At 55.1% G+C, this 17388-nt stretch carries 17 protein-coding genes and 2 pseudogenes; 8 read left to right on the forward strand and 11 right to left on the reverse strand.

Annotation, left to right across the window (positions count from 1 at the left end):
• Positions 1 to 78: 78 nt before the first annotated feature.
• From ACFQAU_RS00995 to ACFQAU_RS01005, 3 genes are read left to right on the forward strand one after another with little or no spacing between them, the layout of a single operon-like run.
• A complete protein-coding gene (locus ACFQAU_RS00995) occupies positions 79 to 750 on the forward strand; it encodes a winged helix-turn-helix domain-containing protein (RefSeq protein ID WP_120350731.1) in 672 nt (223 codons plus the stop codon).
• Entirely contained in the window at positions 743 to 1699 is a 957-nt protein-coding gene (locus ACFQAU_RS01000) for a hypothetical protein (RefSeq protein WP_386279904.1), read from the forward strand. The genes ACFQAU_RS00995 and ACFQAU_RS01000 overlap by 8 nt, the downstream gene beginning before the upstream one ends.
• Before the next feature lie 50 nt (positions 1700 to 1749).
• A complete protein-coding gene (locus tag ACFQAU_RS01005) occupies positions 1750 to 2115 on the forward strand; it encodes a sensor histidine kinase (RefSeq protein WP_386279907.1) in 366 nt (121 codons plus the stop codon).
• An 86-nt stretch (positions 2116 to 2201) separates the two neighbouring features.
• Here ACFQAU_RS01005 and istB read toward each other — a convergent pair whose 3' ends face one another.
• The 8 genes from istB to ACFQAU_RS01045 all read right to left on the reverse strand — a co-directional run bounded on the left by istB (position 2202) and on the right by ACFQAU_RS01045 (position 9199).
• The gene (istB, locus tag ACFQAU_RS01010) at positions 2202 to 2993 is read right to left on the reverse strand and encodes an IS21-like element helper ATPase IstB (RefSeq protein WP_386279912.1); all 792 of its coding nucleotides are present in this window, start codon (positions 2991 to 2993) and stop codon (positions 2202 to 2204) included.
• Complete coding sequence (istA, locus tag ACFQAU_RS01015; protein WP_132447149.1) at positions 2983 to 4512, reverse strand: IS21 family transposase; 1530 nt, start codon at positions 4510 to 4512, stop codon at positions 2983 to 2985. Before istA ends, istB begins: the two co-directional genes overlap by 11 nt.
• Positions 4513 to 5082: 570 nt before the next feature.
• Positions 5083 to 6429, reverse strand: a complete 1347-nt coding sequence (locus tag ACFQAU_RS01020; protein WP_132446795.1) for a dihydrolipoyl dehydrogenase family protein — start codon at positions 6427 to 6429, stop codon at positions 5083 to 5085.
• A gap of 45 nt (positions 6430 to 6474) precedes the next feature.
• Entirely contained in the window at positions 6475 to 6837 is a 363-nt protein-coding gene (locus ACFQAU_RS01025) for a hypothetical protein (protein WP_132446793.1), read from the reverse strand.
• Positions 6838 to 6841: 4 nt separating this feature from the next.
• Positions 6842 to 8257: a mercury(II) reductase gene (gene merA / locus ACFQAU_RS01030; RefSeq protein WP_132446791.1), complete on the reverse strand. Its 1416-nt coding sequence runs from the start codon at positions 8255 to 8257 to the stop codon at positions 6842 to 6844.
• Positions 8254 to 8490, reverse strand: coding sequence for a mercury resistance system transport protein MerF (merF, locus tag ACFQAU_RS01035; RefSeq protein WP_240791680.1), 237 nt, complete (start codon positions 8488 to 8490; stop codon positions 8254 to 8256). The genes merA and merF overlap by 4 nt, the downstream gene beginning before the upstream one ends.
• On the reverse strand, positions 8487 to 8783 hold the full coding sequence (locus ACFQAU_RS01040; RefSeq protein ID WP_132446787.1) for a heavy-metal-associated domain-containing protein: 297 nt from the start codon (positions 8781 to 8783) through the stop codon (positions 8487 to 8489). Before ACFQAU_RS01040 ends, merF begins: the two co-directional genes overlap by 4 nt.
• A 14-nt stretch (positions 8784 to 8797) precedes the next feature.
• Entirely contained in the window at positions 8798 to 9199 is a 402-nt protein-coding gene (locus ACFQAU_RS01045) for a mercuric transporter MerT family protein (protein ID WP_240791679.1), read from the reverse strand.
• A 64-nt stretch (positions 9200 to 9263) separates the two neighbouring features.
• On the opposite strand from ACFQAU_RS01045, the gene ACFQAU_RS01050 reads away from it, so the two are divergent.
• The 5 genes and pseudogenes from ACFQAU_RS01050 to ACFQAU_RS01070 all read left to right on the forward strand — a co-directional run bounded on the left by ACFQAU_RS01050 (position 9264) and on the right by ACFQAU_RS01070 (position 11972).
• A complete protein-coding gene (locus ACFQAU_RS01050) occupies positions 9264 to 9701 on the forward strand; it encodes a MerR family transcriptional regulator (RefSeq protein ID WP_120350722.1) in 438 nt (145 codons plus the stop codon).
• Positions 9698 to 10060 carry a hypothetical protein gene (locus ACFQAU_RS01055; protein WP_132446785.1) on the forward strand — a complete coding sequence of 121 codons (363 nt, stop codon included), beginning with the start codon at positions 9698 to 9700 and terminating at the stop codon, positions 10058 to 10060. Before ACFQAU_RS01050 ends, ACFQAU_RS01055 begins: the two co-directional genes overlap by 4 nt.
• A 46-nt stretch (positions 10061 to 10106) precedes the next feature.
• On the forward strand, positions 10107 to 10583 hold the full coding sequence (locus ACFQAU_RS01060; protein WP_240791678.1) for a putative pterin-binding protein: 477 nt from the start codon (positions 10107 to 10109) through the stop codon (positions 10581 to 10583).
• Positions 10553 to 11686, forward strand: coding sequence for a sensor histidine kinase (locus ACFQAU_RS01065; RefSeq protein WP_386279930.1), 1134 nt, complete (start codon positions 10553 to 10555; stop codon positions 11684 to 11686). The genes ACFQAU_RS01060 and ACFQAU_RS01065 overlap by 31 nt, the downstream gene beginning before the upstream one ends.
• 17 nt (positions 11687 to 11703) lie before the next feature.
• A pseudogene (locus tag ACFQAU_RS01070) lies at positions 11704 to 11972 on the forward strand (ATP-binding protein).
• A 140-nt stretch (positions 11973 to 12112) separates the two neighbouring features.
• On the opposite strand, the gene ACFQAU_RS01075 reads toward ACFQAU_RS01070, so the two are convergent.
• The 3 genes and pseudogenes from ACFQAU_RS01075 to ACFQAU_RS01085 form a co-directional block, all read right to left on the reverse strand.
• Positions 12113 to 12688 carry a type II toxin-antitoxin system HipA family toxin gene (locus ACFQAU_RS01075; protein ID WP_165935620.1) on the reverse strand — a complete coding sequence of 192 codons (576 nt, stop codon included), beginning with the start codon at positions 12686 to 12688 and terminating at the stop codon, positions 12113 to 12115.
• 241 nt (positions 12689 to 12929) lie between these two features.
• On the reverse strand, positions 12930 to 15014 hold the full coding sequence (locus ACFQAU_RS01080; protein WP_386279935.1) for a hypothetical protein: 2085 nt from the start codon (positions 15012 to 15014) through the stop codon (positions 12930 to 12932).
• A 996-nt stretch (positions 15015 to 16010) separates the two neighbouring features.
• A pseudogene (locus ACFQAU_RS01085) lies at positions 16011 to 17138 on the reverse strand (IS3 family transposase).
• Between the last annotated feature and the right edge of the window lie 250 nt (positions 17139 to 17388).

The following is a 17388-nucleotide window of genomic DNA, read 5'->3' on the forward strand; positions in this document are numbered from 1 at the left end:
CGATCCGTAATATTACGAAGATGGTGCAAAGCCGCAAAGCAGGCTATTTTCTCAATACCTTATGGAGCTTGAGCGCAGATGCGGGTGCTTGTTGTAGAAGATGATGGCGAGACGGCTGAGTATATCTGCACGAGCCTGAAGGCACTTGGCCATGTGACGAAACATGCGTCGGATGGCAAACAGGGCTTCCTCGATGCGCTGGACAATGACTTTGATGTCATCGTAGTCGACCGGATGCTGCCCGGCTTGGATGGGTTGACCCTCGTCAAATCAGTGCGCGGTGCGAACGTTGATACGCCGATCCTGTTCTTGAGCGCGCTCGGCGGTTTGAACGACCGGGTGAATGGATTGGAAGCCGGGGCGGACGACTATCTTGTGAAACCTTTTGCGTTTTCTGAGCTCTCCGCGCGCCTAACTGCACTTGCACGCCGCCCCCCGATGCAGGCCGAAGAAACGCGACTTCAGGTTGCCGATCTGGAGATCGACCTGATCCGCCATACTGTGTGCCGATCCGGTCAGGAGATCGCTGTGCAGCCGCGAGAGTTTCGCTTGCTGTCTTATCTGATGAAGAACGCCGAGCGGGTGGTGACACGCACCATGTTGCTGGAAGCAGTCTGGGATTTTCACTTCGACCCGAACACCAATGTCGTCGAAACGCATATCAGCCGTCTGCGCAACAAGATCGACAAACCCTTCGAGCAGCCGTTGATCCATACCGTTCGGGGCGCTGGATACAGCCTTCATGGATAACCCTAAGCGCAAAGGTCCTTCAGCGTTGCGGACATCCATACGGCTGTCTTTGCAATACTCGTTCCTCTATTCGGTGCTTTCTGCGCTCGTCTTCGCATTGGCCTACTGGTTCACGCAATACGAAGTCCAAGATTGGGTCCTCGATCAAATGCGCAGCGATGCGGCCACACTCGTTGAGATTTTTGAGTTGGGCGGCGATGAGGTGCTGGTCGACCGCGTCGACGCCCTTGCCGAAGTCAGTTTTCAAAATGCCCGGGTCTACCAACTGCTGAACGCCGACGGCGCTATTATTTCCGGCAACTTGTCCTCGACCGTTGAAAGCCCCTTGCCCGACTACCTTTCGGCACAGGCATTGCCGCTTGCTGGAGAGATTCACGACGAAGTCACCGGCTATTGGCTGCGCGCAGATGACGTCGGCCCTTACCGCCTGATCCAAGGGGCAGGCGACCATATCGTCTTGGAGATACTCGAAGCGCTCGGCATGGCTTTGGTGGTCGGCTATCTGGCAGTCGTAATCCTCGGTCTAATCGTCGGTATTCGGATCGGCCGCATTACCGAGCGACGGATTACGGCGATATCCAACACTCTCGCGGAGGTTTCCTCTGGCAACCTCGCTTCCCGTATTTCGACCGCCCCAAAGGCACGCGACGATCTTTCGCGGTTATCAACCGAGATCAATAGTATGCTCGGGCAGATCAAACGCCTGCTCGAAAGCCAAGAACAAATCTCCAATGACATTGCCCATGACATGCGCACACCGCTTCAGCATCTTCGGCAGCGGCTGGAGAAACTACGAGACAGTCCGACTATCAACCCGGGCGACATTTCTGCGAGTCTGGATCAAACTGAAGAAATCATAGCGACCTTTAACGCCCTTTTGCGCATTGCGCAGATTGAGGAAGTGACCGTCGTGAAAGGTTCGCGTGGAACGACCTGCGTGAGGTCATAGGCAATGTTACGGAAGTCTTCGAGCCTACTGCCGAGGATGCTGGTATTGAGTTGACCATTAAGGTGCCGGACGAACAGCTTGAGGTTTTTGGGGATAAGAACCTGCTGACGCAACTGCTGTCGAACCTTGTCGAGAACGCGATCAGACATTGTCCCGTTGGTTCTAAGGTTTTGGTCTTGGCGGAAACCACACCTGTCGGTCCGACCTTGCGCGTCACTGACGATGGTCCGGGTATCGAATGCGAGAATCGAGAGCGTATTTTTCGACGGTTCTTCAGGGGTGAGAAAAGTCGGAACAGTCCTGGGAATGGCCTTGGCTTGGCATTAGCAAAAGCAATCTGTGATCTGCATGGCGCCGAAATAACCGTCTCGGAGAATGATCCAGGAACAACTTTCGAGATCAATTTTCTGCGGTAAATGCGATCTGGGTTGTTGATTGTCACCGAGAACTGACCCGGCATTTTCACCGAGACTTGACCCACCCAGTTGTTATGTTCTTTGCGTTATGATGGCGTCAATGCCGCTTTTTCCTTTCGTTTCTGTTTGGCTGTCGCGGAGCTGGCCTTGAACCGGTAGCTGTCATTGCCGGTCTCGAGAATGTGGCAACGATGTGTGAGGCGGTCGAGGAGCGCGGTGGTCATCTTTGCATCACCGAACACGCTGGCCCATTCGCTAAAGCTCAGGTTGGTTGTGATGACGACGCTGGTGCGCTCGTAGAGTTTGCTTAGAAGGTGGAACAGCAACGCGCCACCCGTAGCGCTGAACGGCAGGTATCCCAGCTCATCCAAGACCACTAAATCGGCTTTCACCAGCACCTCGGCGATCTTTCCTGCCTTGCCTTGGGCCTTTTCCTGCTCCAACGCATTGACCAACTCGACCGTGGAGAAGAAGCGCACACGCTTGCGATGATGCTCGATTGCTTGAATGCCGAGGGCGGTAGCGACATGCGATTTTCCCGTTCCAGGGCCTCCGATCAGCACTACATTCTCAGCCGCGTCCATGAACTCGCATCGGTGAAGTTGGCGGACCAAAGCTTCACGGACTTCGCTGGCGCCAAAGTCGAAGCCAGAGATGTCTTTGTATGCCGGAAAGCGTGCTGCCTTCATGTGGTAGGCAATGGAACGCACCTCACGTTCAGCAATCTCGGCTTTAAGCAGCTGCGACAACATGGGGATCGCTGCATCGAAAGCAGGCGATCCCTGCTCATGCAGGTCCTGCACGGCCTGAGCCATGCCTGGCATCTTCAGGCTACGCATCATGATGACGATGGCAGCACCGGCGGGATCATGACGCATGACGTGTTCCTCCCGTGGTGCGTAGCCCGTCATATCGTGCGACATTGGCCTCGGGCTCCTTATTCAAAGAAAGGGCCGCAGGCGGGGTCACATCGGGCTGGTCTATCGGTGCGCCATCCACCAGCCTGTGAAGTAGGTTCAAGACATGGGTTTTTGTTGGTACGCCCGCCTCCAGCGCCATTTCTACTGCGCAAAGCACGGCCTGTTCGTCATGGTGGAGGACCAAGGATAGGACGTCGATCATCTCGCGGTCACCACCTGGCCTACGCAACATATGATCCTGCAGCTTCCGGAACCCTTCTGGCATCTCAACGAAGGGCGCCCCGTTGCGCAGCGCGCCGGGTTTGCGTTGAACCACCGCCAGATAATGGTGCCAGTCATAAATAACGCGCCCTGGCTGACGGTGTGAGCGTTCAATAATGCGCTCATGCGTGCAGACCACATGGCCTTCGGCGACGATGACCAGCCGTTCAGGATAGATGCGGAGACTGACAGGGCGGTTCGCAAAGCTGGCAGGCACTGAGTAGCGATTACGGTCGAATGCTATCAGACAAGTGGGGGATACCCGCTTGCTCTGCTCGACAAAGCCGTCAAACATTGTGGGCAGTGGCATCAGCGCGGCCTTCTCGGCGTCCCAGATATCCGCAATATTGCCAGGCAATCTGCCATGCGGTGTCTCGGCCCAGAGAAGCTTGCAGCGCTCCTCCAGCCATTCATTCAGCGCATTGAGGTCCGGAAAGGCGGGCATGAGTTGCCAAAGCCGATGGCGGGCGTCGCGCACATTCTTCTCAACCTGACCTTTCTCCCACCCTGCCGCAGGATTGCAGAACTCAGGGTCAAAGACATAATGGCTGGTCATCGCAAGGAACCGTGCGTTTACATCGCGCTTCTTGCCGACACCAATCCGGTCAACGGCTGTCTTCATGTTGTCATAGACGCCACGCCCCGGAACACCCTCAAACACCCGAAAGCCATGCCAGTGGGCATCAAACAGCATCTCATGCGTTTGCAGTAGATAGGCCCGCACCAGAAATGCGCGGCTGTGCGACAGCTTGATATGAGCGACCTGAAGCTTGAGGCGCTCGCCGCCGACATAGGCCCAGTCCTCGCTCCAATCGAATTGGAACGCCTCGCCCGGCTGAAAGACCAAGGGCACGAAAACACCCCGGTCAGTCGTATGTTGAGCACGCTGGCGTTCGCCCTTCCAGTTCCGCACGAAGGCCGCGACACGCTCATATGAACCATCAAAGCCGAGCTGAACCAGATCTGCATGCATCTGTTTGGCCGTTCGCCGTTCCTTGCGTGATTTACGCTGCTCAGACAGCAACCAGCCTGTCAGCTTCTCAGCATAAGGGTCTAACTTGCTCGGTCGGTCCAAAATTTGGAACTCGGGCTCAACTATCCCTGTCCGCAGATACTTCTTGATCGTGTTGCGAGACACCCCTGTCCGGCGCGCAATCTCGCGGATGGGCATCTTGTCTCGCAGAGCCCATTTCCGAATAATCCTCAGAAATCCCATGTCTAACACTCCAATAGCTCCCAGCTGATTCAAGCAGGGGCAAGGTTACACATGGGTCAATTCTCAATGACAATTTCTGCAGTTGCCGGGTCAGTTCTCGGTGACAATCAACAATCTGGGTCTCAACATTGGCTTTCTTTGCCGTATTCAAGATGCGCAGTCAGAGTCGCCTTAAAGTAGACATTGCTCAATAGAAAGAGCAACGTCACTTGCGGGTCGCTCTTGCCAGATCAGTTTATGCTGCAATTGCGAAGACCTTCATTACTTACGCGGTCAATTTGGGCTCACTGCGGACGTTTGCCGCACTACACGTCAAGGTTCGCACAGCGGACTTTGCAGCCGTTCGCTGCGGACGCACAGTTTCCGATTCAGTTGAGAAGACCTCTTGGAGAAAAGCGCCGAAAACCAGACCTTCGCTGCGGTCGCAAGAAAGCTGACGGAGGCACCAAAAGCAGACGCTCGCCAAGCGCAATTGAACTTTCCGATCATGGCCTCCGTTTGCTGACCGGAGGTCAGCCCAGCTCATGCTCAATAACGCACAGTTTGGCAATTCTCTGAACTCTTGCGTTCCTAAAACATGGAACCGATATCCGACGCCCCCGTGGGATAGGCTGCCGGCATCGTCTTTACCTGGTCAACCGTAAGCCCCAGTTTGATTGCCAGCGAAAAGATATTGATGAGTTCCGCGTAGTCCGGACCAAACATATGCGCGCCCAAGATTTTACCATTCTCATCAGAGATGATTTTGGCACCTGCATGGGTCTCTCCCAATCGTTTCTGAGAGAACCAGTTGGATGTATCTGCGAATGATACCTCCACATCACCAGTCTCACGCGCTTCTTCCTCCAACATGCCGACCCGGGCGAGTTCTGGAATGGTGAACGCCACGCTGGGGACGCCGGTGTAATCAGGTGCGGTTTGTTTGTTTTTCAGCATGTTCGATGTGGCAATCTTGCCTTCGAAAACAGCCACCGGGGTCAAAGGTTTCCCCGGGGAGGCCGCGGCATCACCAGCGGCATATACGCGAGGGTTGGATGTGGACTGTAGCCACTCTTCGACTTTGACGCCGCCATGCTCAGCCTCAATGCCCGCAGCGCTTAGATCTAAGCAATCGACGGCAGGCACGCGACCCGCGCCATGGACAACAAGGTCGGCCTCTTTGACATGTGATTTGCCATCGACGCTATAGGTGACGCGCTCCATGTCACCCGCAGAGTCGATTCGGTCGGGCGCGGCATTGGCGATGATCTCAATTCCGACAGCACGGCTCCGCTCCAGCAGCATATCGACAAGATCGGGGTCGAACATTTTCAGCTGCTGCTTGCCATGATCAAGAATGGTGACCTCGGCACCTGCTCGGGCAGCAATATGGGCAAACTCAAAAGAGATGTATCCACCACCCACGAATACGATGCGTTCGGGCAGGTTCGGCAGGTTCAGAAACTCGGTGCTGTCGATGAGCCGATCGGCACCGGGAAAGCCCAGAGGTCGCGGTTTGGCGCCTGTTGCGATCAAGGCATGCTTGAAGGTGAACTCCCCATGGCCTTCGATTCCGAGTCGATCCTCTGCGGTAAAGCGCGCCGACCCATGCAGCGTCTTCACGCCAGCTTGCTTCAACCCGTCTTCCATGTTCTCCGGCACCGGATCGGTGAAGCTTTCTTTGTGTTCCATGAGCGCTGGCCAGTCGATCCGCGTGTCACCTGCAACGCCCTTACCCTTTAGTAAACGAGCTGCGTCGATCGCTTCAGCTCCGGCCCGTAGCATTTTCTTCGGGTCGCAGCCGCGCAGCGCACAGGTGCCGCCGTAGGGCAGTTCGTCCACAATGGCGACGGACCATCCAGCCCCGGCTGCTTTTTTCGCGGCGTTGATCCCGGCCATGCCGGCGCCGATGACGATCAGATCAAGTGTTTCGGTCATGAAGTGTCCTTGCAGGCGAGAGTTAGGAAGGCTTTTGTTCCAAGTTCAACGATATCGGCCGAGTTTTCGTTCACTGAGCCACCAGATCCCGGTCGCGCCGACGCCGATCGTGAGCCCAAGCCAGCGCCAACCGTCGCTGCCCAGTGGCAGCGCGCCTACACCATAAGCCAGCACCGGCAGCGTCATGGCCAGCAGGAACGGCCCGGTGTAGCGGCAATGCGCCCGGCCACAGCGCCGGGCATTGCGCAGGCAGGCGACGCCCATCCAAGCAAGGGCGATGACCCAGATTGCGGTTTTGGGGCCGTCGGCGAGCGGGACCGCCAGAAGCATCGCGCCGATGGGAAGGCCCCACGCGAGCAGGCTGCCAAGCCGGGTGTTTAGCCAATCGTGGGTGGAGGGATCTGCCATGTCTTTACCCCGCGCAACAAGACAGGGCAGCAACGTCCTTCTCGAAAGTCTGGGCCGCCAGTTTCAAACCCTCGACGGTGGTCAGATAAGGCATGATCGTGTCGCCAAGCTCTTCGTAGGTCAGCCCGGCCTTCAGCGCCATCGCTGCGGTCTGGATGCTGTCGGCCCCTTCCGGTGCCATGATCTGTGCGCCGAGCAGCCGTTTGCTTCCCGCTTCGGCCACCAGCTTGATGAGGCCACGCGTATCGCGGGCCCCCAAGGCCCGCGGCACGGCATCCAGCGGCAGAACGGAGGTCAGCACTTCATGACCAGCAGCGCGGGCCTGCGCTTCGCTGAACCCAACGCCTGCCACCTGCGGATCGGAAAAGACGACCCAAGGCATGGTGGCATTGTCATAGCTGCGGGCCTCACCCGCCACCGCATTGCGCGCCGCGATCTTGGCGCCATAGGCGGCCATATAGACAAACTGGTCACGGCCCGTGACATCGCCCGCCGCCCAGATATTTTGATTGCCGGTGCGCATTTGAGGATCGGTCTGAATGCCGTCCCGCGCATCCACTGCAACTCCAGCAGCCGGGAGGTTCAGCCCGTCACTGTTTGGCACACGGCCGGTTGCGAGCACGAGCCGTTCCGATGTCAGTGCTTGGCCATCCGAGAGATGCAGCGTGATATGGTTGTCACCGTTCGAAATGCGGTCATAGCCATTAGCGCGGACCACACGGATGCCCTCATCGCCCAAGTAACCTGCCAGCGCCTCTGACACTTCCGGTTCTGCCTCCGGCAAGACGCCTCGGCGGCTGACCAGCGTCACGGCAACACCGGCTCGCGCAAAAAGCTGCGCCAGCTCCACGCCGATATATCCCGCCCCAAGCACAATCATGGATGCCGGAAGAGCGCTCAGTTCCAGTGCTGTTGTGCTGTCGAGGGTGTCGACGTCCTCGATTCCCGGGATTGCAGGCACATGGGGGCGGGAGCCGGTGGCAATGACGACCTTTGCTGCCGGGAAGAGACTGCCATCGACCGTCAACCTGCCATCGTCATCGAATGTCGCGCGGCCTTCGACGTAATCGACATTCTCATGCCGGGGTAGAACATCTGCATATTTCGCCGCACGTAATTTTTCGACCAGCGCCTGCTTTTGCGCGACAGTCGCCGCCCAGTGGAACACGCGGGCCTCGGCCTCTATCCCATCAAACCGAGCCGCAGCAAGCGTATGATGCAAACTCTCAACCGCGCGGATCAACGCCTTGGACGGCACGCAGCCCACGTTGACACAGGTGCCGCCAATGGTGCCCGCGCCGATGAGCGCCACCCGCGCGCCGGTCTCAGCCGCAGTGATGGCGGCAGAGAAACCCGCGGAACCGGCGCCGATCACGGCAAGGTCATAAGATTTCCTCTGGGGGGATTTAGTGTCTTTCATGATGATCTCTCTGAATCGCGGCACTTCCAAAGCGCGTAAATTGTGATGCCGATGAAGATGGCGAGCGCTGGCAACAGCACGTAATCAAGCCAGCCCAGCAGCGCCGACAGGCCAACAGCGCCGAACAGGATCACCAGCACTGGCGTGAAACAGCAAAGGGCGACGATGACCGTGCCAATGAGTCCGAACTTGAGCAGGCCACTCTGGGTGTCGGAACCCTCCACGCCGCTCACGATCCGTTCTCCGCATTCAAGGCAGCGCGATATCCGACGGCCGTCACAGCGGCGACAATGGCCTGCGGGTCTGTCAGCGCATCATCATAGCGCAGAACATAGAGGCCATTTTCCGCCTCGCCTGCGATAAACTCCTGCACTTCGACGCTGTCCACGCGCTTCATGGCAGTAGCGACGATATAGCTGCAAGAGGGGCAATTGAGCCCCTCAACGGCAATGCGAGTGGTTGCTTCTGCGGCCAGTGTTGGGCTGGCAGAGAGGATAAGCACAGCGGTGGAGACGAGCAGTTTCATAGGAGACCTCATGGTCAGAATGTCAAAAGAAGGGGCGAGACTATTGGAAAGGCGAGCGCCAGAAGCACGACAATCAAAGCGCCCCAAAGCAACCGCCGCATCACCCCGCGGTCGACCGGGCGCGCACAGATGCCGTCCGTGCAAGCTTCCTTCGGCACCGGGCGATAGGCTTTCCAAAACCCATATGCGAGCGCGAGCGTTGCGAGGCTGAAGGTCACCCATTTGTAGGCATAGAGCGCGGTAAGTTGACCGATGAAGACTCCGGTGACGCCAGAGCTGACCAATACCAACGGCAGAATACAGCAAGATGACATGGCCAATGCTCCGAACACACCGGCGCCGGTGGCCAGCCAGCCAGAACGATCATCATGCTCGGTCGGTGTCGCAGGAGTGTGATCTGTCATCGCGGTGCTCATGGTTGCCTCCGTCATGACAGGCAAGGTAGGGTCTGTAGCAACTACAGGATCAAGGAGAAACTTCATGTCGAGCGATCACGGATTTGCGAGCGCCTTAAAGCGTTCCGATCTTGCGAAGTTGACCGGCTGCAACCTTGAGACCATCCGCTATTATGAGGGTGTCGGCTTGATGCCGGACCCACCGCGCAGTCCCGCCGGGCACCGCCGTTACGGAACTGCGCATGTTGAGCGGCTGAGCTTTATCATGCGAGCGCGAGAACTGGGTTTTACCATGGAAGAAATCCGAGGGCTGCTCAGCATGGTCGATCGCGGCAGCCATACCTGCGGCGAAGTCGAGAAACGTGGGCGGGATCACCTCAATGTCGTGCGGGCGAAGATAAGGGATCTGCAAAGCATCGAGGCAATCTTGGCAGAAACGATTGCGAAGTGCAGCGGTTCGGATGCACCGGAATGCCCACTCCTCAACGTGCTGTCAGATGGAGCTGTGGCCAAGGCAGATTGACCCGCACTTTACGGGACCTGAAGGAAAGGTGTTTTCAGCGTTTGAAAGTGCCGCAAACTTTGGAAGATTGCCCAGAACGGATTCCGAAGGATCAGAACGATTGCCACCAGCGGAGGAACGTCGGCTTTCTGGATGCTGTTGCGCAGCAAATCTCTAAGACCCGAATGGCAGCAATGGGCCGCTCTTGGCGGCGCAGCTTATGCCGCAACTGCGAAGAACTCCGCCCCACAAACGGTCAGTTTGGGCTCGAAGAAGACGTTAACTGCAACGAGCACCAAGGTCGCCAGAGCGGACATAGCGCCAATTCGCTGCGGCTGCGCCAACCGCAGCTTTTGAAGGCCGACAAAATATTGACATGAAGTCTCGTTAGGATGGGACTGCACTGACCAATACAACCGGGATTGAATGATGCTGATTATGAGAACTTTTTTCACCGGTCTATTTGCTTTGTTGCTTGCGGCTCCAACCTTAAGCTACGCGCAGGACATCCTAACGGTTGCGACGGCGGATCGAACGGAGAGCTTCACCCTCGAAAAAATTCTCGCGATGCCCCAGACAACTGTTGTGACGAAAAACGACTACGTTAACGAAGCGACCACCTTCCAAGGGCCGAGCCTGCGCTCAGTTCTGAAAGAGATGGATGTTGCTCAAGATGCGACCCTGAAAATGGTCGCGCTCAACGACTTTTCCTCGGAAGTGCCGGCTGCGGATGCTTTTGCGTATGACGTCATTCTGGCGGTTTTGCTTAACGGGGAAACAATGCCGGTTCGTGACAAAGGACCGATTTGGGTTATCTACCCAATGGACGGCAACCCGGAACTTCATGACGACATCTACAATGATAGGTTGGTATGGCAGTTAAAGAGCATCTCCGTCGACTAATTCCTTACAGGAAATTTATTCGCGGCTTGCTCCTTTTATTGTTTATCGGCGCAGTAATTTTTGGGATCACGGTAGTTGCCAAGCTGGACGACGGGGTCCAGAAAATTCAAACTGCTGAGCAGAGTGACCCACTGTGGGTTGCCTCACAATTGCAGTTTGAAGTGCTACGGCTCGAGAATGCCCTCGGCGAGTATGCACTCGGGTCTAAAACAGCGATAGATGTGGTCTTGCGGTTTGAAATCGCATGGAGCCGCATTAATATTCTCCAGAGGGGAGATCTGCCGCAGCTTATCGAAAGCTTTCAAGTTGATAGCGACGTCGTCTCGGATCTTGAGGCCACCTTCATACGCTTGGAGCCGGTGATCCAAGGCCTCAACACGGATAGCCTCACCGGTGTCGATCGCAGTGAGACGGTTGAAGCCATTCTGTTTGAACTGGAAGGTTTTGATCTCTCGATCAGGAAGTTTCTTGTGACGCTCTCGCAGGCAAAATCTCAGGCCATGGGAGAGTTCAGATCCGGCCTCCTCACCCTTTCAGATACCGTGGCCTATCTCAGCGCGACAATTCTGGGCCTTCTGGGGATATTCGTCTTTTCGCTTATGCTTGAACTAAGAGCATCCAAAGATGCCGAAAACGAGATGCGCCAACTCGCTGAGGAAGCAACATCGGCTGCCCGGATGAAAATGAATTTCATGAGCATCGTCAGCCACGAGCTAAGGACGCCTCTGACTTCAATCATCGGCGGCCTCGCTTTATTGAAGCGCCGCGTTGCAGATACGATGAAGGATGAGGTCACACTGAAGCTGATTGATGTCGCGTCTCGTAATGGAGACCGACTTCTGGCACTGGTCAATGATATTTTGGATGCGCAGGCTTTGGCAGAGGGGAAAGTTAAAGCAGACCTCAAACCTGTCGATCTCAATGCAGTTGTGTCTTCGGCAGTCGAAGGGTGCCAAGCTTACGGTGATAAACATAACGTCAGCTATCTCGTAGAAACGCCGAACGAGAAGCTGAAAACACTGACAGACAGCGCCCGTGTCAGCCAGGTTCTGGCCAACCTGATTTCCAACGCTACAAAATTTACGACTCAGGGGACGTCGTGAAAATTAGATTGAAAAAGATGGGCCAGAAGGCGCGGATCGAGGTCACCGACAACGGGATCGGAATCCCCATCGCCGCGCAAACTGCCATCTTCTCCCCTTTCATCAGGTCAACCCGGGCACCACCGGAGCCACACAGAGCAGTGGCTTGGGTTTGAGCATTACAAAACAGTTAATTGACTTGCTGGGCGGAGAGATAGGGTTCAAGTCTTTCGAAGGAAAGGGCTCAACGTTTTGGATCGAGTTGGATCTGCTTCCCAACACCCCCGAAACCCAAGCAAGGGCGTGACCTGTGAGCGTAGCGCCATTCGCAGAGCGGAAGTTCGCGCAAAATGCAGCATCGGTCAATTTGGGCTCAAAGCGAACGTAGCGCTTCGAGGCTCAGAAACGCCCGATACCGTGATGCTTCCGCCGAGAGATCGGCGTTGATCAAAGGCTAAGAGCCTTCTCTGCCTCGCTGTGTTCAAAGGCGTCTGCGAGGGCATTCAGATCTTCTCCACCAACACCGAATTGCCGCATGAGAGGTTTCCACCGGTTGGCGATGACTGATGCCATCGCGCGCGCCCTTTTGCGCGCCTCGTGCTCCGATAGATCGAAGAACTCCGCAGCGGCCACCGCAAGATCGAGCGATGCCTTAAATGGCCCTCCTTCTATGATCGCCGTCTCGAGATAGCGATGGCGTCCCGCTTGTGGGTTCACATCAAAGAACGGAGAGAGCCGCCAAAGGCCGTTGTCGGCATAGATGAAGCCGTGGTTCTTCAGGTGATCATCCGTGTTGGTGACCAGGACGTTGAAGGCCATTCGCGCCCAAAGCTCATGCAGATCTGCCCGCGCAGCCTTACTGATCATCCGGATCGCCTCTGCGATCTCTGTATAGGACCCCTGCTCCGCACCGGATCGATTAAGAGCTGTGCGGGCTGAAAAATAGGGGACACGCGCGCCCGCCCGCCGATCGAAGCGTCTGATCTCCTCGTTCATCCTGCCGAGAAAATTATACTTCCGCATCCCCTTAAGATCCGGGGGGATTACCATTGGTAGCCACGGAGAGGCGGGCATTTTGATGCAAATTATATTTTAGCGTATCTGGCACTTAATAAATCCCTGCGATCTGCGACCTTCGTTATCTGCCAATACTTCAAGCTTCCAACTACAACAATAAGCCAGAATAGCCAGAAACAGGCACTCGGGTTGGTTAGTAAAAACGCACTACTCTTAATCATGTATACACACGGGGAAGCACATAGGGTCATTTAGCTCTTAGTCGCTTGAATTCCAATGCCTCACTCTCCCAAAAATGGCGGGAATGAGAAACGCTGCTTTGTACGCGCCTCCTATCAGTATCGCCGCACAAAAGTGGCATGCCAAAGACTGAAACCCCCGCCATACTTTGGCGCAAATGAGCGATTTCTGACAAGATGGCTAGACCAGTGCTTACCTCCGTCCCAATACGCTTTTGAAGAGAAGCACGGGAAAGCCTTGGCAAAAAACCGACTTTGTGACCGAATTCTAGAATCTGCGCAGTAGGTTTCCAGTTGGTTAATTGGAAAGGTAGGTCAGCTTTTCTAATAAGCGTTCCAAACCGAACTCTGGATAGGTTTGCTTGTCCAAAACCGATCATGCCCGTCAAAACTGTAACGTGATAATCAACATTATTGCCCCACGCTTCACCGAGAAGAAAATCATTAATCCTTATTATGAGATCATGATCATCAATTTCATCTGGTGATATATCTGAAGAAAGAGGTCCATTTCCAACAACCGCGATGCGGTTTTTCTGCGTGCCAACCCTCCGTGAAAAACCTAGATCGGTAGCGTCTACTCCAGCAAGACCGGCGAGTGCCGGGGAAACCAATTTATTCGCGAAATTTGATACCACCAGACACTGTTGAATAATGCTTTGTGGAATAGCAGCTTTAGACAAAGCTTTCGCCGCCGCTTCGTTGTCTTCCACAGCCAATGCGACTGCGGCCACACGTACTTGCAACAGATGTCTCGCGCCTACCACTCTGTCCAATGCACTAGTCGCGTCACGCAATAATTGTTTTTTATCGCTCGAACTGCGCCTTAGATATTCGACTAGGTACGAAATTCGAATTTGACAAACCAACTCTGGATTTACCAACTGCTCACGGGCAGCGTTCATTTCTGCATCGCCAAACAAATGAAACCGCGCTGGAAAAATCGCTGAGACATGTTCGACATACGCCATTGGAAGTTCCTCTTTGTGGACATGTTTGTTGAGGATACCCGCAACGTCCATCCTCCACAGCTTTGAGGCTCTTTCTTCCATTGCCAACCGAGCCGCTTCATATTCAACTGCGGTATTGGTTAAACTCAGAACGTTCAGAATCTGCTCCTCATTGACGAGAACCTCAGGGCTTTTCAGATTGCGAAATAACTCGACGGCCGACTGCCACCAAATTGGAGCTTTGCTGTCGGGGATCAATCTGTCCCATCCCGCAGCATCGGCTCCAAAACGGCCAATCGATGAAAGCCAACGCAACGGCGAAACACTTGATACGATTCTGTCAGCAACAAGTTGAGCAGCCCGCCAGCCTTCGCCGCTTGCCTGCGACACGGCAATCAATTGCGCATCTGGAACAACGCCCCCTTCTTCAAGAAGGTCAGCGATTACATCCATTGCAATTCGGGGGCGGTTAAACTGTAAGTGTAAGCGTGCGTCCTTCAAGCGCTCATGCACTGGCAAAACACTGGCCGGTTGCTGTGGCGGCGTTTGGGTAAGTAATTTTGGTGGGGTTTGTTTTTCAGCCCAATCAAAAAGTCGATCGTAAATGATACGGTTTGTCTTAATTCTATTCAATGCAATCACCGCTTCACTTTGTGTCTTACAAACGGGAAGCTTTGCGGATGCGGCATCTAAGAGGTCCGCCAATTTGTGTGTATTAGCATCCATGAGTATGAATGGTACACGAGCACGAACCGCAGCGAACATCACGTGATGACGCCCCGTCAGGACCGCACCTGCTGTTGCCAAAGTCGCAATCGCGTCCGACCAATCATAATCTGCAAGATTGAAATAGGGGAGCTTTGAAAATGGCCCCGACGTGCTTCTGACGAAGCCGCCAAAGTCCTTGTTGAAAAAATCAGTGACAACTGTTGCGCCACCGAAATCAACGACGGGCTCGCGTGGCTCAATAGGGGCAAATAATGACAAGTCCGCATGGTGGAACGCAGCCACGCCATGTCGCTCAAACATATCGGCAGCACTGGCCGGACCGCGCAACGTCAACACGTCAAGATTTCTTAGAACATCATCGAACCTTCCACTATTTTCCTGCCAGACTGCATTCACCAAACAGGTTTTTTCCAAGCATTTGGGCAGCTGCTAGCTGCTCCATCTTTGCAACAAAATGGGCGGAATCATGGTGCATAGATCCCTCGCCATTTACAATGAGAGTGTCAAAGGGGCCCCCGTTTCTGCAAACGTGACATCGGGCAACATTCGCCTTATTGCTGAAATCACTGCTGCGCTTCCGCCATGGTATTGACTATGGTCACCTGACAAGAAAACTCTCTGAGACTTAGCACGCTCTGGGGCCATCATCATACCTCCCTTTCTTAAGTATTTTTCTATTTCCACGAATTACAACCTTAAAAGGTGAGCCCCCTCGAATACGGCCCCCACCGAGAACGCGGAATACTCGATGTATTTTCAAATCGCCTGCTTTCTTTCTGGCTACCTTCACAGCACACCACTCAATGCGGATGTTGTCGCATCTATAACGCATCGCCTTTGTGCACCACATTTACGGAGGGGTTGACAGTAAAATCTTTCAGTCCCGACTTCGAACCGACAAAGATCAAACCCTTTGTACTTGAAATACTCTGGCCAGTCGGCGTCCCGTCGATAGCCCATTGTCAGCCAATGTTGAACAGCGTGATCAGCGTATCGAGAATAAACTGCAGCATGGTTCCCCCGGTTTATTTGCCGATCCCCTAGGGGGCAAGGAAGCAGGGAAAAATCCTATCGGACCTGCCCGTCCGTTCATCGCAGGTGATCAGTCCACTGTGACCAGATCGTTATCTTCGAATTTCAACCGCCTAACGGTCGGCCAAACCAGCGCGGTTGATCGCCTCCGCCGCGAACAGCACCGTATCATATGCATAGCCGCCATAGGCCAAGAGAAAACTCTCGCCAGTTGCGCTTTCATAAGCTCGCTTGTAGCTCCCGCAGCCCTCACGTTCATGCCAAGCAGGCCCTGTTTGAAGTCTTCGGGGGTGTCGGGGTTCGTCATGGTGATCATTGAAGTGGTCCCATCTTTTCGGACAGGTTTGCAGCTTCTCTAAGGTGTATCGTGTTTAGGTTTCATGCTGTTTTCGCTCGTCGCACGCTATCCCAATATGCATCGTCGGGCGTCAGCCGATCAAGCGCGGAATGGGGCCGCTCGGTGTTGTAAAATCTCATCCAGTTGCTAATCACCCTGCGAGCTTGGAACCCATCTTGGATTTCCTCAAGGTAGACGGCTTCCTGCTTCAGTGACCGCCAGAGGCGTTCGATGAAGATGTTGTCGGAGGTATCGGCCGCGCCCGTCCATCGAGATGCAGACCCCGGCGTCTTTCAGCGTGGTGGTCCAGGCCGATCCGGTGAACTGCGATCCTTGATCCGTATTCATGATCTCTGGCGGGCCGTGTTTGGCGATTGCCTCCTTCAAAGCCTCGACGCAAAAGTTGGCATGCATCGTATTGCTGAGCCGCCAGCTCAGCACCTTCCGGGTTGCCCAGTCCATAATCGCCACCAAATACAGGAAGCCATTCTTGACTGGCACGAAGGTGATGTCGGCGCACCAGACCTGGTTGGGGCGGTCGATCACCATCTTCCTCAGCAAATTAGGATAGACCGGATGCTGTGGGTGTGGCTGGCTGGTTCTGGGGCGTTTATAGATTGCCTCCAAGCCCATCTTTGCCATCAGACGTCGCACGCGGTGGCGTCCCACGATGATGCTCTCCCGGCGCAGATATGCCGCGAACTGGCGTGACCCAAAGAACGGATATTTGGTGAACACCCGATCAATCGCTTTCATCATTTCCAGCGTCGCTGCATCAATCCCGACCGGCGTGTAGTAGAACCCCGACCGGCTCAGGTTCACCAGCTTGCATTGCTGGCTGACGCTCAGCCTAGGATGGTCGCGCTGAATCATCGACCGTTTCTTGAAAGGGCTCACCTTTTGAGCCCTTTCGACAAAAAATCGTTCTCAACGGCCAACCTCCCAATTTTGGCATGTAGCTCCTTCACATCTGCCTCGGTTGGGCCGCTCTGGCTGCCGCCCGAGAACACGTCCGCCATGCCGTCGATGGCCTGCCGCTTCCACGTGCTGACCTGGTTCGGGTGCAGCTGATGCTTCGCGGCAATCTCTTGCACGGTCTTGTCGCCCAGCAGCACTTCCAACGCCACCTTGGCCTTAAACTGATCTGTAAAGTTCCGGCGCTTTGCCATGTTCGTATCCTTCCAAAAGGGTTGGATACACCTTAGCCGACTGTCCGATTTTCTGGGACCACTTCACAGGATTGCGTACCACGGCGGGTCTTCTTGTTGGCCAAGCCCAAAACTCGCTCGGTTGGGGCGGTGGGTAACCTCCGTTGATTTCCAAGCCGCTTCGGCCGAGAAAGTCCAGCCCAACACAGCGGGCGGAACATCCACAAGGCGGGCGCCGTTGGCCGGGTCGAATACCCCCTTTCAAACCTTG

Source organism: Sulfitobacter profundi, assembly GCF_042661425.1.
Lineage (GTDB): Bacteria > Pseudomonadota > Alphaproteobacteria > Rhodobacterales > Rhodobacteraceae > Sulfitobacter > Sulfitobacter profundi.

Coding starts and splice junctions, on each gene's coding strand:
- ACFQAU_RS00995 (WP_120350731.1), top strand. CDS start 79: ATGCGGGTGCTTGTTGTAGAAGATGATGGCGAGACGGCTGAGTATATC.
- ACFQAU_RS01000 (WP_386279904.1), top strand. CDS start 743: ATGGATAACCCTAAGCGCAAAGGTCCTTCAGCGTTGCGGACATCCATA.
- istB (WP_386279912.1), bottom strand. CDS start 2,993: ATGCGTCATGATCCCGCCGGTGCTGCCATCGTCATCATGATGCGTAGC.
- istA (WP_132447149.1), bottom strand. CDS start 4,512: ATGGGATTTCTGAGGATTATTCGGAAATGGGCTCTGCGAGACAAGATG.
- ACFQAU_RS01020 (WP_132446795.1), bottom strand. CDS start 6,429: ATGACCGAAACACTTGATCTGATCGTCATCGGCGCCGGCATGGCCGGG.
- ACFQAU_RS01025 (WP_132446793.1), bottom strand. CDS start 6,837: ATGGCAGATCCCTCCACCCACGATTGGCTAAACACCCGGCTTGGCAGC.
- merA (WP_132446791.1), bottom strand. CDS start 8,257: ATGAAAGACACTAAATCCCCCCAGAGGAAATCTTATGACCTTGCCGTG.
- ACFQAU_RS01040 (WP_132446787.1), bottom strand. CDS start 8,783: ATGAAACTGCTCGTCTCCACCGCTGTGCTTATCCTCTCTGCCAGCCCA.
- ACFQAU_RS01045 (WP_240791679.1), bottom strand. CDS start 9,199: ATGAGCACCGCGATGACAGATCACACTCCTGCGACACCGACCGAGCAT.
- ACFQAU_RS01050 (WP_120350722.1), top strand. CDS start 9,264: ATGTCGAGCGATCACGGATTTGCGAGCGCCTTAAAGCGTTCCGATCTT.
- ACFQAU_RS01060 (WP_240791678.1), top strand. CDS start 10,107: ATGATGCTGATTATGAGAACTTTTTTCACCGGTCTATTTGCTTTGTTG.
- ACFQAU_RS01065 (WP_386279930.1), top strand. CDS start 10,553: ATGGCAGTTAAAGAGCATCTCCGTCGACTAATTCCTTACAGGAAATTT.
- ACFQAU_RS01075 (WP_165935620.1), bottom strand. CDS start 12,688: ATGCGGAAGTATAATTTTCTCGGCAGGATGAACGAGGAGATCAGACGC.